At 50.6% G+C, this 12,164-nt stretch carries 13 protein-coding genes; 4 read left to right on the top strand and 9 right to left on the bottom strand.

What is annotated here, in order from left to right; all coding sequences use genetic code 11:
* Nucleotides 1–21: 21 nt before the first annotated feature.
* From ACO0LN_RS06375 to ACO0LN_RS06360, 4 genes are all read right to left on the bottom strand, one after another.
* Entirely contained in the window at nt 22–1,122 is a 1,101-nt protein-coding gene (locus tag ACO0LN_RS06375) for an aromatic ring-hydroxylating oxygenase subunit alpha (protein WP_422972032.1), read from the bottom strand.
* A 307-nt stretch (nt 1,123–1,429) separates the two neighbouring features.
* The gene (locus ACO0LN_RS06370) at nt 1,430–1,876 is read right to left on the bottom strand and encodes an SRPBCC family protein (protein WP_422972030.1); all 447 of its coding nucleotides are present in this window, start codon (nt 1,874–1,876) and stop codon (nt 1,430–1,432) included.
* Nucleotides 1,877–1,885: 9 nt separating this feature from the next.
* Nucleotides 1,886–2,566, bottom strand: a complete 681-nt coding sequence (locus ACO0LN_RS06365) for a GntR family transcriptional regulator (RefSeq protein ID WP_422972028.1) — start codon at nt 2,564–2,566, stop codon at nt 1,886–1,888.
* A 40-nt stretch (nt 2,567–2,606) separates the two neighbouring features.
* Nucleotides 2,607–3,452 carry a fatty acid hydroxylase family protein gene (locus tag ACO0LN_RS06360; RefSeq protein ID WP_422972026.1) on the bottom strand — a complete coding sequence of 282 codons (846 nt, stop codon included), beginning with the start codon at nt 3,450–3,452 and terminating at the stop codon, nt 2,607–2,609.
* A gap of 573 nt (nt 3,453–4,025) precedes the next feature.
* Between ACO0LN_RS06360 and ACO0LN_RS06355 the strand changes: the two genes are divergently transcribed.
* Nucleotides 4,026–4,958: a lipase family alpha/beta hydrolase gene (locus ACO0LN_RS06355; protein ID WP_422972024.1), complete on the top strand. Its 933-nt coding sequence runs from the start codon at nt 4,026–4,028 to the stop codon at nt 4,956–4,958.
* Nucleotides 4,959–5,026: 68 nt separating this feature from the next.
* Nucleotides 5,027–5,983, top strand: coding sequence for a lipase secretion chaperone (locus tag ACO0LN_RS06350; protein ID WP_422972022.1), 957 nt, complete (start codon nt 5,027–5,029; stop codon nt 5,981–5,983).
* Nucleotides 5,984–6,117: 134 nt separating this feature from the next.
* Here ACO0LN_RS06350 and ACO0LN_RS06345 read toward each other — a convergent pair whose 3' ends face one another.
* The 5 genes from ACO0LN_RS06345 to ACO0LN_RS06325 all read right to left on the bottom strand — a co-directional run bounded on the left by ACO0LN_RS06345 (nt 6,118) and on the right by ACO0LN_RS06325 (nt 10,465).
* Nucleotides 6,118–6,420 carry a hypothetical protein gene (locus tag ACO0LN_RS06345; RefSeq protein WP_422972020.1) on the bottom strand — a complete coding sequence of 101 codons (303 nt, stop codon included), beginning with the start codon at nt 6,418–6,420 and terminating at the stop codon, nt 6,118–6,120.
* Nucleotides 6,421–6,598: 178 nt separating this feature from the next.
* Nucleotides 6,599–6,766 carry a hypothetical protein gene (locus ACO0LN_RS06340; protein WP_422972018.1) on the bottom strand — a complete coding sequence of 56 codons (168 nt, stop codon included), beginning with the start codon at nt 6,764–6,766 and terminating at the stop codon, nt 6,599–6,601.
* 37 nt (nt 6,767–6,803) lie between these two features.
* Nucleotides 6,804–7,226: a DUF7684 family protein gene (locus ACO0LN_RS06335; RefSeq protein WP_422972016.1), complete on the bottom strand. Its 423-nt coding sequence runs from the start codon at nt 7,224–7,226 to the stop codon at nt 6,804–6,806.
* Between the two features lie 24 nt (nt 7,227–7,250).
* Complete coding sequence (locus ACO0LN_RS06330) at nt 7,251–7,832, bottom strand: hypothetical protein (RefSeq protein ID WP_422972014.1); 582 nt, start codon at nt 7,830–7,832, stop codon at nt 7,251–7,253.
* A 290-nt stretch (nt 7,833–8,122) separates the two neighbouring features.
* On the bottom strand, nt 8,123–10,465 hold the full coding sequence (locus ACO0LN_RS06325) for a DUF1631 family protein (protein WP_422972012.1): 2,343 nt from the start codon (nt 10,463–10,465) through the stop codon (nt 8,123–8,125).
* Between the two features lie 483 nt (nt 10,466–10,948).
* On the opposite strand from ACO0LN_RS06325, the gene ACO0LN_RS06320 reads away from it, so the two are divergent.
* A complete protein-coding gene (locus ACO0LN_RS06320) occupies nt 10,949–11,236 on the top strand; it encodes an exodeoxyribonuclease VII small subunit (protein ID WP_162060761.1) in 288 nt (95 codons plus the stop codon).
* Nucleotides 11,233–12,126, top strand: coding sequence for a polyprenyl synthetase family protein (locus ACO0LN_RS06315; protein ID WP_422972010.1), 894 nt, complete (start codon nt 11,233–11,235; stop codon nt 12,124–12,126). Before ACO0LN_RS06320 ends, ACO0LN_RS06315 begins: the two co-directional genes overlap by 4 nt.
* Nucleotides 12,127–12,164 lie beyond the last annotated feature (38 nt).

The following is a 12,164-nucleotide window of genomic DNA, read 5'->3' as shown; positions in this document are numbered from 1 at the left end:
GGCCTCCCTTAAAATTCTACATTACACTGCAATTTTTCTTCGGTACCATTCATGGAAGTGCTGCATGCCATCTTCCATCGGCGATTGATAGGGGCCGACTTCATTGACGCCACGGTCAAACAAAATCTTGCGCCCGGCATCCATGCGCTGGCCTATCTCATCATCCTCGACGCAGGTTTCCATATAGGCTGCACGTTCAGCCGCGATGAATTCGCGCTCAAACAGCACGATTTCTTCAGGATAATAAAACTCAACCACATTACGGGTCTTGCCTGTGGCAGTTGGCCACAGGGTAGAGACCACCAGCACATGCGGATACCATTCAACCATGATGTTCGGGTACAGGGTTAGCCAGATCGCGCCGTACTTGGGTGCTTCGCCATTGCGGAACTTCAGCACCTGTTCCTGCCAGCGCTGGTAAGTGGGCGAACCGGACTTTTGTAAGCCCTTGTGTACGCCCACAGTTTGCACGCTGTAGTCTTCACCGAATTCCCATTTGAGGTCATCGCATGAAACAAAGCTGCCCAGACCAGGATGGAAAGGCTCGACGTGATAATCTTCCAGATAGACTTCGATAAAAGTCTTCCAGTTGTAATCACATTCATGCACTTCAACATGGTCCAGCATATAGTCAGTGAAATCCAGATCCTCGGTGACGCTGAGTTTGGACATGCGTTCCATGACGTTGTAGCCGTTTTGCTCGAACAGCAGGCCATTCCAGTTTTGCAGCGGTGTACGCTGCAAATTCAGGCAAGGCGTGTCGGCAAAATGCGGCGCACCGATGAGTTCACCCTTGAGGTCATACGTCCAGCGATGCAGCGGGCAAACAATATTATTGGTATTGCCGCGCCCATTGAACATCAATGCCTGGCGGTGACGGCAGACATTCGACATCAGTTCTATGCCTTGTGCACTGCGCACCAGCATGCGGCCTTCATTTTCGGCAGCAAGCGTGGCAAAGTCGCCGACATTGGGCACCATGAGTTCATGGCCGACATAACGCGGACCAGAATGGAATAACTCTTTGATTTCGCGCTGCAACAGCGTTTCATCAAAATACACGTAAACCGGAAGTTGCGCGTCAGAACGCGCGAGTGTAGACAAAGAAGCCAGATCGGACATCCCCACCCCCCAAATTAATTTGCACCAACCTAAGAGAGAAAGAATCCACAAAAACCTGTTCCGTAAGGATTTTCAATCCCAACGAAAATTCAAACGATCAAACGACTTGAAGAGGAAATTTTGGACAGAACCGGGGATTATACCCGAACCTGAAAAAAATGGTCTGAAAGGATAATGAAATGATATAAAAAGTTCAGGATTTGCCGGATTTACAGGGTATGGCGCTCTCAAGGCTGGGCTGGCGAACTGCTTTTCCCTCCGGAGCAAACCAGGCAAGCAGGGCGAGCCTGGCTTGTCCACACCACGCTCAGCTTGCCTGCAAGACAGTCTGTAACTGGCGCAAAGACAGGGCCGATTCGTCTTCAATGCGACGGCGCAAGACCAGAAAGTTAAGGATTTTCAGCAAGGGAGTGGGCAAGTCATAATGCAGATATCTTTCAAACAAGGTTCCCGCTGAGGTTTCTGATAATTGATAACTGACTGTCAGGCGGGCACCATTATCGACTGTTGCCTGCCCGGTCCAGCGGCGCTGATCCAGATATTCTGTCACTGTCCAGACCAGATGCCCGGTGCGGCCACCAGCACGTACATCTTCTTCAAAGCGGGTGCCGTTGGTGGCGATGCCGGCATGCTCCATATACAGCTTCAGGGATGAGGGATGCCAGTCCGGCCAGTGCGTGGGCGTGCAGGTGTAGTCAAATACCTGCTGGATCGGGCGCTGTATTTCTATGGCATAGTAAATATGTGTAGTCATGGTGCTCTTTCAGCTGCGGTCCAGCGCAGCACGGGTATAGGCTTCGACATGGTCGAGCAGCTTTTCTGTAGCGGCAACGGCGCCATCTGCATCGCCACTGGCGATGGCGTCGGCCAGGTCAGCATGGGTCATGGCGGTGACATGCAGGATGTCTTCAAACTGTGCCTGTATCTTCCAGAAACGGCGTGTCAGGGCATGCATACGCTGCAAGGCCGAGACCAGGAATTCATTGCCTGCCACCGCGAACACAAGCTGGTTAAAAGCTGCGTCCGTTTCGCTCAGGATAAGTTCATCTGCCTTGCTGGCTGCCTGGCGAAAGCCTTCTGCCAGGCCACGGAACTGTGCGCGCTCACCCTTGCTCGCCTTGCGGGTGGCGATGCGTATCAGGCTGGACTCCATCGCACGGCGCGCTTCTATCAAACGCATCTGGCATTGCAAATCAACTTCACTGACTATCATGCCACGCCTGGGCAAGACCTTGACCAGCCATTCCTGCGCCAGTCTTTGCAAGGCTTCACGCACGGGAGTACGGCCAAGATCAAGATATTCACAGAGTTCACTTTCAGTAATCGCCTGGCCGGGTTTGAGGTCCAGCGAGACGATACGCAATTCCAGCAGGCGATAAGCGCGCGCGGCTTGCGACTCGTTTTTGATAACAGGAAAAAGCTTGCTGAATTCTGTTTTATCCATGGTCTGTTGATGAGCGTAATGGCCGTTGTTTCATAGGGTTTTATTTGGCATCAGAGGACAACACCGCCACGTTCACTGGCTGCAGCGGCGCTTGCACATGCGGCACCGGGGGAGGCATACCCAGCTCCTGATAACGCCTGGCTACTTCCGGCTTCAGGTGTTGCGAAGCATAGCCATTGAAGATGGTGCCCAGCAAACTGCGCTGCAAGTCTGATGTACCCAGCAGCCAGTCAGCAAAAGGAAAAGTCAGGTTCATATTGTAGTCGGTCATCAACGCCTGGGTATGGTGCACCATGTGATTCCTGCGCATGGTATTCACTAGTGGCAGATGCCTGACCACGCTGTTTTCATCGACATGGCAAAGAAAATGCATGGCTTCATACAAAAGATAAAAAGCGATGGCAGTGGCAAATACGATGTAGCCAAGATTGCGTCCCGCCACCAGCGCGCAGACCAGACCCAGCAAAATGCTTTGGATAGCGATCAACACAAAAGCATAGGCCGGGAAAAATACGATGCGGTATTCACGGGTGCTGGCTACCCGCATTTCTTCATGGGTGAAGTAATGATGATGCTCCTTGGTGTGGCGATGCCAGATCAATTGTGACAAGCGGTTCTTGCCACGCTTGTGCAAGCGGTTCTTGTGCACATACCACTCGTTCAGATTGGCAAACAGCAAGGTCGCTGGCACACCCAGCCAGGCCCAACTGGCGGCCTGCACCTGAATGAACGCTGCCACGATGAGGGCAATACCCAGGCCAAATACAAACAGGCCGTGCAAGACGCCATTGTAATAAGGGCTGGTCGCAGCCTGATACTGACTGCGGAACAGGCGCTGCTTTTCATCCATGCTGCCATCTCCGGATAATTTTATTTTGAAGTTCATCTGATATATCACATGTTCATCGTATACCAGTTTTAAAAAATTAAAAGCATTCATGTATGATTTTTTGTTCAGGCTGGTTTAACACACACGGTAGTTGCAGCTGGCGCTCCAGGCTGCGCGCCCGGATCAGGACTACTCTCATTTGGCTACACTCGGAAGCAGATGGCTCAGGCAAAATTGAGGACTGGTTCTGCAATACACACATGAGATGAAGACGCGGCAGACACCGCAAGAGAGAAGTGGCAGCAGAGAGCCTGTTGTGGTGAACCGACAAACTTGCCCGCCAAAAACGCAAGACTGCATTTTAGTGAATTTCATCTAAAACCCCGCAACTGCATGCCTTGCTCAGGGAACTACAGAGTGCATATAAATGATTTAACTATTTATATGGCCGCTTGTGCCGTCACAAATTCCCAACACTCTTCAATTTCCAGGCTGTTTTATGTTGCATAGCAACTTGCTAATCAAGCCTGACGAACCTAGCCTGAGCTTGCCATATCAAGACCTGCTCACAGAAGCAGGCACATAGGCACCGCTGCGTTTCATTTCAACGATAACAATGAAAGAGACAAAATGAAAAAACAAATGGTAAAAAGTGTAGTGATGTTCGTCATGGCCATGATGGTGTTACCAGCACCGTCGTGGGCAGCAGGTTATACGGAGACAAAATATCCCATCGTGCTGGTGCACGGCCTGTTCGGCTTCGATAACATCGGCCCGGTAGATTACTGGTACGGAATCCCCTCGGCCTTGCGCAGTGACGGTGCCAAGGTCTATGTCACCCAGGTTGCGGCTGCCAACAGCACCGAAGTCCGGGGCGAACAATTGCTGACCCAGGTCAAACAAATCCTGGCAGTCACAGGCGCAAGCAAAGTCAACCTGATAGGACATAGCCACGGTGGCCCCACCATACGCTATGTGGCTTCTGTCAGGCCTGACCTGGTGGCGTCAGCTACCTCGGTAGGCGGTGTCAACCGTGGCTCCAAGGTGGCAGACGTCTTGCTTGGTGTAGCACCGGCAGGTTCCTTGTCGAACACCGTACTGGTCTCGATCACGAATGGCCTGGCACAAGTCATCAGCTTCCTGTCAGGCAAACCCACCATGTCGCAAGACTCTCTGGCCGCAGCCAATTCGCTGAGCACGGCTGGTTCACTGAAGTTCAACGCCAAATACCCTGAAGGCGTACCAACGACAGCTTGCGGTGAAGGTGCCTACACGGCACGAGGTGTTGCATATTTTTCCTGGAGTGGTGCCAAGCCCTATACCAATGTGCTCGACATCATAGACCCAGCACTGGCACTGACTTCACTGGCTTTCTCAGGTGAAAAAAATGATGGCCTGGTCGCCAGTTGCTCCACCCATCTGGGCAAGGTAATACGTGATGACTATGCAATGAACCACCTGGACGAAGTGAATCAGACCATAGGCCTGATCAATATCTTTGAAACCAATCCGGTTACCCTGTATCGTCAACATGCGAATCGCCTGAAAAATCAGGGCCTGTAATTTTGCAATACAGCCTCTGAATGCAGTCCCCGCAACAAGATGCAAATTTGAACAAGGAGCGGTAGTCTATGAGAACAGCCAATCTGGCATTTGCTGGCGCGACGGCCCTGGTCGTCGCGGTTTTTTTCGTTTTTACTTCCCTCAAATCAGAGAGCAATAGCGAACCCATCAAGCAGCGCAAGAGCGATCAAAGCTTTGACTTTGTCCGCTCATTTGAAGGCACTACCCGCGATGGCAATATCAGCCAGAGCGACATGAATCAATTACAGGTCAGTGCAGAATTGCGCCTGCTGTTTGATTACTACCTGGCAGCGACTGGTGAGAAAAAACTGCCCGAGATACGCACCGAAATTGAAAAAGTACTGGATCAAAAACTCAGCGGCAATGCAGCTCTGCAAGCCAAGAACCTGCTGGCCCGCTACATCCAGTATAAAGAAGCCCTGGTCAGCGTAGAGGCCAATGCACAAAACATCAGCGCGGGTAAAACCAGCATGGCCTCAGCAGCCAGACAGCGCTGGTCTGCCATGCAGCAAACCCGCCAGCGCTTCTTCAGTGAAAAAGAAAACCAGGCCATGTTTGGCTTTGATGATGCCTACGACATCGATGCCCTGAACCGCCTTGATGTCGCCGAAAACGCCAGCCTCACCACTGAGCAAAAGCAGGCACAACTCAAAGCCCTTGACGACGCCCTGCCCGCTGCCTTGCGCGAAGAAAAAAATGCCCCCTACCAGGTCATACGCCTTGAAGAACAAGCCGCCAATCTGCGCGCGACCGGTGCCAGTGAGGATGACATCTATAAAATGCGCGCCGCCGCCACTTCACCAGAAGCCGCCAGCAGACTAGCAGAAGTCGATAGAGAAGAAAGTATATGGAAAGCCCGCATACAACAATACCTGGAGCAAAAGAATAAACTGAATACCGAAATGGCCTTCCACAGCGCAACCGAAAAACAGGCGGCACTAGACCAGGTACGCAAGCAGTATTTCAATGCGGATGAACAGCGCAGGTTGCCTGCGTATGAGTGACGCTGAATCAGAGAGAAACAAGCATCTCCCTCAAGCATTGAGCGAGATGCTCATTACGTGACGATAGGTAAATATATGACGGCAAAGCCTCTATGGACCCATTCCAATTTTGTATGTCGGTTTTTTCTCATTGGTCACATAAACCGTGACGTCAGAATCAACTGCCTTAAGACTCCCAGCCGGAGCAAAAGACACGCTCCATTCGCCATTGAAATTCTTTTCTGCATCCATTCAGAATAATAAATAAATGAAAGATGGGTGAGTACAAATTTTTTCATATCCAGCCGTCTCTCTTTCGCCAGAAAACTCTTTGCAGATTCAATGACTGCACTCGCTTGCAGAAGTGGAACTCTATTATTCAGAGCCTGCTCACTGACAGGCGGTGCCGCCGTCGCACCATTCAGATGGAACAACTGCACCAACACTATTGCAGACAAAAAAAGATTTCACCGACCAGCCTTTCAAAAAAATAAACAAAAGATCTTTTCATGTCAGACGCTATCAGTCCAACAGCAAGCTCGAGCAACTACACATGCTGATCAACCAGCAAAGGATTCCCATCAGAATCTATCACCATGAAAAAGGCAGGCCCGATCGTTGATTCATCGGCTTCTCTCAGCAATTGCACACCTTGCTTTTCAACTTGCGCTGCAATTCACGCACATCAGTAAAACCGCCCAGCTTGTTCGCATTGCTGTCCTGGCCGCGATTAAAGGTCAGCTTATTCTTTTCAAACACGCCCTGAAACAAGCCTATGACATGCTCGCCATTCTTGAGTATCAACCAGTTTCACGCGCCATCATCAGCACTACCGAATCTATCACGCATCGGCATACGCTCTCAATATTGCATCATCATTTCTGCACGCAGAAATATGCAGCAGTACTGTATGCCTGAGCTCTACTGTAGGATGTGCTACATGGACTTTAGCAAACTCAAAGACTTCTTCCAGTGTGTAATCTTCGAACCAGCAGGAAGGTAAAAAACTATCCTCGGGATAATCTCCGAAATCATATTTCTCCAGTTGACACCAATCCACGACATCATCCCACAGTGCGCATTCCTGCCCCCAGGCAATCATATACAGACATCCCGTATCCACCAGCCAGCGGCTGATCGTCGCACGCCATTCAGGGGTAACATCGTCCTCTATCATGACGATGGCGACATAAGGGGAACATGCTGAAATGTCGGTTGGGTCAGCACCTGGCTTGAGATGCAGATAAATGGGCTCATTTGTCATGGCAGAACTTGCAAGAATAGAGTCTTAACAGGCCGAAGGCAAAAACCAGCGTGGAGAGGCTTTACCTACGTGCAAGCTCAATTTCCCTTTGACAGTATCTGCACAACTCAAATCCGCTTCGAGTACATCCTCATCACGCCAGGAAGGATTAACAAATTGAGCAATCACTGTTACGTATTCATTCTTCTTAGGCGTGCTCAGGATACCAGCGTATCCTTGCCACAATTTTTTTCCGTACAGTTTGTAGACTGCCCAGTCTTCGCCATCTAGGCCATTTTGCTGTTCGATAGCGAGAAATTTCTTCCCGGCTGGTGACATCAATATCGTATGGCCGGCCTTGAAAGTCTTGCCGTCACTATGGCGCAAGATGTCGCCACTAAACAATGAATCTACCTTATGACCTATCAGATGCAGATTTTGCGCTGCATTGTAGCCACAGTAAAACCAGTGTGTACCGCCAATATCCACATGCGGTGGTTTATCGATAAAACGTTTTGTGCCATTTGCATACTTCACTTCCAGCAAATGTTCACTGGGTCTCCGTGCATGTGTTGAATGCTGCTGGATCAGCTTGCTTTCTGCATCACGGGTAAGAAATGCGTCCATGCAGCTCAGTTGCTGATCTGCCGCGTGGGCGTTTGTCGCCCAAACTGTGGCGATTAAGAAGCAGAATAATCTCATTGCGTGAAAATAAAGAAGGTGCCGGCATTTAAGTATCGCCATACATGCAAGAGGCAAGAAAATGCCAGGCCAGTGTTCTTTAAGAGAAATAGTGATGGGACAGTGAGTGTGCCATTTTAATCAAACTTTGACACGACTTGCAGGGGCTTTATTTCAGATGCTTTCGCCTGGACGCTTAGTACTATTTACCACCTATTACTATTTTCCAGCGAAAATCAAACCAGACTCATCTCTTCTTCAGCCTCTTGCTCATCTGGCGTATTTTCCAGAGCTTCGGTCAGGGCGCGATCGACGACACGGTCGAGTTCGAGTATCTTCGCGCGTTTTTCGCGGAAGGTTTGTTCGAGTTCTTCGGCAGTGACCTGGAAGGTTTTTTCCTTGTCACCGGTTGTGAAGATGTACAAGCTGCGCATGGGGCTGACCCAGGCGAGTTTGACCTTGGTGGTGCCACCGGTTTTTTTGGTGAATTCCAGCCAGACGCCACGCTCGAGTTCAGTGACGGTATCAACATGTTCATCTGGTGGCGGTGCAGGTTCGGCTTCTGCCTTGCCTTCTGCTTCTGCGCGTTTTGCTATCCTGCGTTCGGCTGCTTGCTGTGCGACTTCGACAGCGATTTCTATCTGACGCTCTGGCGACAGGTCCAGTGGTGCACGGACGATGGACGCATGGCATTCTGCCAGGTCGGCAAAGAATTGCACACGATCGGCATCTTCCCATTTGATCAGGCTCAGCCATTTGTTCAGGCGGGCCAAAATCGCAGGCAGGCGGTTAAGTAATTCCTGACGCTGTTGCAGGGTGATCTTGGGCTTGACGCTCCAGATCAGGTCATCCATGGTCTTGATGGCGTCTTCAACAGCATAAGGTTTTTCTTCCTTGACGCTATAGGCCAGGGTAAGCACCTTGGTCCAGCGGTCTTCAAGGAAGGTTTCAACAAAGGCGACGACTTCACCAGTACCTACGCGCAAGGACACCTCGTGGGTGGCGGCGATATTGGCCTGTTTGACTTTTTCTTTTTTGAGCGCTGTCTTGATCGGCAGTTGCAATGCCTCTGCCGCTTCTTTCTCTTCTTTCTGGATGAAAGATTCGAGATCGTTGACGACTTCATCAAACAAAGCGACTTCCTGGTCAAACTCTTGCTGCACACGATGAACGTTGCGCTGCATGGTCTGGAACAGCGGATCTTGCTGACCTTTTTTCTGATCCCAGGCCAGGCTGTAACGCGATAGCAAATCAACCAAGCGACGAGCCGGGTGATTTTCCTGGAAGAAGAATTCCTTGTCCATCAAGGCGGCCTTGAGGACAGGTATCTGCAGGACTGAAATCAATTCCTTGATCTGGGTAGGAATTGCCTGATTACGGAACACACTGTCAAATACTTGTGACAGCAAGTCCAGGGTATTTTTTTCTATGCCGGTGTTGGCGATGTTGGCAATTTCCGGCATTTGCTCGCGCATTTGCGAGAGGCGCAATACGTCTTGCGCGCCGGCCATCATCTGCTGCAGCTTGACACTCTTTTGCAGCTCAGCGAGTTTCTGGAACAGCTCGGCACGTGCCACTGTCTGTGATTCACCCGACTGGGCGAAACCGGAATAAGGGGTAGAGCCGCCAGCGCCTTCTGATGCACCACCCATCTGGCCTGCACCACCTTGGTGACCGCCGAAATTACCTGAGTTGCCTGAGCCGCCACCAGCGAAACCACCTGCTGATCCACCGCCTGCACCCATACCACCAGCGCCGCCATGTCCGCCGCCAGCATGGCCACCTGCTTCATTCGCGGCACCAGCCTGGGCATTGCCAGACAAGAGGTTTCTGAGTTTTTGCGAGATATCGCCAGGAACTGCTTCTTTGCGCTTTTCTGAATTACGGCTACGGCGTATGCGGAAGGACTCGTGCAAATCAGGCAAAATGCCTTTGGCGATCAGCGCTTCATTAAGCGAATTTAAAATTGGTTCAAGGTCAAACAATATGTCGGCGCGCAACAGTGGCAACACCAGCTCATGGGTGTTTACCTCTGGATCAAATTCACACCAGGCAGAATAAATCGTGTGCAGGAAGATCTCTGGGCGGAAAGGATTTTGCGCAATGCTCAGTGCATCATGCTCCATCAAGTGGGCAAAACGCATATTCAATGCGGCATACTGCTCGGCACTATCGAGTTCCAGTGTGCGGCCAGCCCTGCTCAGGGCCAGTTTTTTGTCCATCTCTTCGTAAGTGACCAGGGTCAGGGCGACGTCGGCATTGCTGGCGACGATTTTGACACCTTGCAGGAGAGCCTCGATTTCCTTGCGGAAAGCAGCTTCAAATCCAGCCGATGTCAGGTAGAAAAAGGCATAGCCATTTTTTTTGAGCAATTGCCCGGCGTTAAAGCTCAGGTTTGCTTCGCGCGCATCCATGCTTTGCTCAGACAAGGCGAGGAAGGCATTTGCCAGGCGGGCAGAGAATGCATCTAACTGGGATGCCACCAAATGATTCGCCAGCGGAATCAGACCGCGCAAGACGGCATCGCGGGACTGTAGAACAGTACCGGTAGGCTTGGGCAGGTTGGCTGGCGTGGACATGGTGACAAGAGAATCAGGTTATTTTGTTCAAACTGAAATTAGAACAATAAAAGTAAGAAAATTTATCCAAGTAATACTATAGTGCAAATCGCACATTACAATTGCAAAGAATTAAGACAAAGTCATGACACAATTACAGTTTCTTTTGCGGTGTATGCTCTTTGCTCTAAGATAGTTGGAAAACAGCTAATCTGCACAAGAATTAATCAAACTGGATGAACGAACTATATACCGTTAATTTCCACATGGAAATGTTTGAAACGCAATTTCTACAAAATTTAAGCATAGCTTCAGAACAAATTTCAAAACAGCAACAGCTTCGAGCACATCCCTTAAAATTGATTGCCATCATTGCAATAAACAGTAAATTTCTCGGGATTGTTCTAAAATAGCAGGTTGAACTCTGTTTACCTTGCTTTTCACGCCGATTTTTACGTTTGGTTTCACTTTTTTTTGTTAACGGCGCGAAACAAACATTTCTTTATGACAAAAAAACAATCAACTGCAAATCTAGCTGTTCCCGCCCATCTGGAGGGTCTGTCCTTTGAAGATGCGATGGCTGAACTCAATAAGCTCGTCAACAGCATGGAAGCAGGCGAGCTGCCGCTTGAAGCCTCTGTAAGTGCTTACCAACGCGGTTCTGAACTGGTGAAATATTGTGCATCCCAGCTGGAAAAAGTAGAGCAACAAGTTAAGGTTCTGGAAGCTGGCATGCTCAAACCTTTTGCCGACTCTGGCAATCAGGGCGGCAATCAAGGCAATGAGGAATGAGCATGAGTGAACAATTTGGTAACTGGATGCGACAAACCCAGGCAGAGTGCGAAACCAGCCTGAAACAGTTTTTGCCGGACGAAAATACAGTTCCGCAACAATTGCATGCCGCCATGCGTTATGCAACCCTGGATGGCGGCAAACGGGTACGTCCTCTATTAGTATATGCAGCAGGCCAGTTGTTTGATGCGCCTGCCGCCTTGCTGAGCCGGGCTGCTGCTGCAGTAGAAATGATCCATGCGTATTCGCTGGTACACGACGACATGCCCTGCATGGACGACGATGCCCTGCGCCGTGGCAAACCTACAGTGCACGTCAAATATGATGAGGCAACCGCACTGCTGGTCGGCGATGCCTTGCAGGCACAGGCCTTTTTGGTCTTGTCTGAAGGTGAAGGTGATGCCAGCGCCAAACTGGCCATGCTGCAATTGCTGGCACGTGCTGCCGGCTCGGTCGGCATGTGTGGCGGACAGGCGATTGATCTGGCCAGCGTCGGTGTCGCCCTGAACCGTGAACAACTGGAGCAGATGCACAGGCTGAAAACCGGTGCCCTGCTGCGCGCTTCTGTATTATTAGGGGCCATGTGTGGCAAAACCCTAACAGCCAATGAGACCGCAGCGCTGGATGCCTATGCTGCCGCGATAGGCCTGGCTTTCCAGGTGGTAGATGATGTGCTCGATGCAACGGCAGATTCTGCCACTCTGGGCAAGACGGCAGGCAAGGACGCGGCAGATAACAAGCCCACCTTTGTCAGCCTCATGGGCCTGGAAGCTTCACGCGCATTAGCCACGCAACTATGCCATGATGCGCATGCAGCACTGAGCAATTTTGGTGACAAGGCAAGTTTATTGCACAACCTGGCGGATTTGATCGTACAACGCCAGGCCTGATTGCTGGATAAGTAAGGTGCGTCTCGACGCACCGTTAT

This window comes from Undibacterium sp. TC9W (assembly GCF_049339865.1).
Taxonomy (GTDB): domain Bacteria; phylum Pseudomonadota; class Gammaproteobacteria; order Burkholderiales; family Burkholderiaceae_D; genus Undibacterium.
Note: the sequence above shows the minus strand (reverse complement) of the source record. Positions and strands in the feature narration are given on the sequence as shown.

Coding starts and splice junctions, on each gene's coding strand:
- ACO0LN_RS06330 (WP_422972014.1), bottom strand. CDS start 7,832: ATGGACGCATTTCTTACCCGTGATGCAGAAAGCAAGCTGATCCAGCAG.
- ACO0LN_RS06335 (WP_422972016.1), bottom strand. CDS start 7,226: ATGACAAATGAGCCCATTTATCTGCATCTCAAGCCAGGTGCTGACCCA.
- ACO0LN_RS06375 (WP_422972032.1), bottom strand. CDS start 1,122: ATGTCCGATCTGGCTTCTTTGTCTACACTCGCGCGTTCTGACGCGCAA.
- ACO0LN_RS06370 (WP_422972030.1), bottom strand. CDS start 1,876: ATGACTACACATATTTACTATGCCATAGAAATACAGCGCCCGATCCAG.
- ACO0LN_RS06315 (WP_422972010.1), top strand. CDS start 11,233: ATGAGCATGAGTGAACAATTTGGTAACTGGATGCGACAAACCCAGGCA.
- ACO0LN_RS06350 (WP_422972022.1), top strand. CDS start 5,027: ATGAGAACAGCCAATCTGGCATTTGCTGGCGCGACGGCCCTGGTCGTC.
- ACO0LN_RS06320 (WP_162060761.1), top strand. CDS start 10,949: ATGACAAAAAAACAATCAACTGCAAATCTAGCTGTTCCCGCCCATCTG.
- ACO0LN_RS06325 (WP_422972012.1), bottom strand. CDS start 10,465: ATGTCCACGCCAGCCAACCTGCCCAAGCCTACCGGTACTGTTCTACAG.
- ACO0LN_RS06360 (WP_422972026.1), bottom strand. CDS start 3,452: ATGAACTTCAAAATAAAATTATCCGGAGATGGCAGCATGGATGAAAAG.
- ACO0LN_RS06355 (WP_422972024.1), top strand. CDS start 4,026: ATGAAAAAACAAATGGTAAAAAGTGTAGTGATGTTCGTCATGGCCATG.
- ACO0LN_RS06365 (WP_422972028.1), bottom strand. CDS start 2,566: ATGGATAAAACAGAATTCAGCAAGCTTTTTCCTGTTATCAAAAACGAG.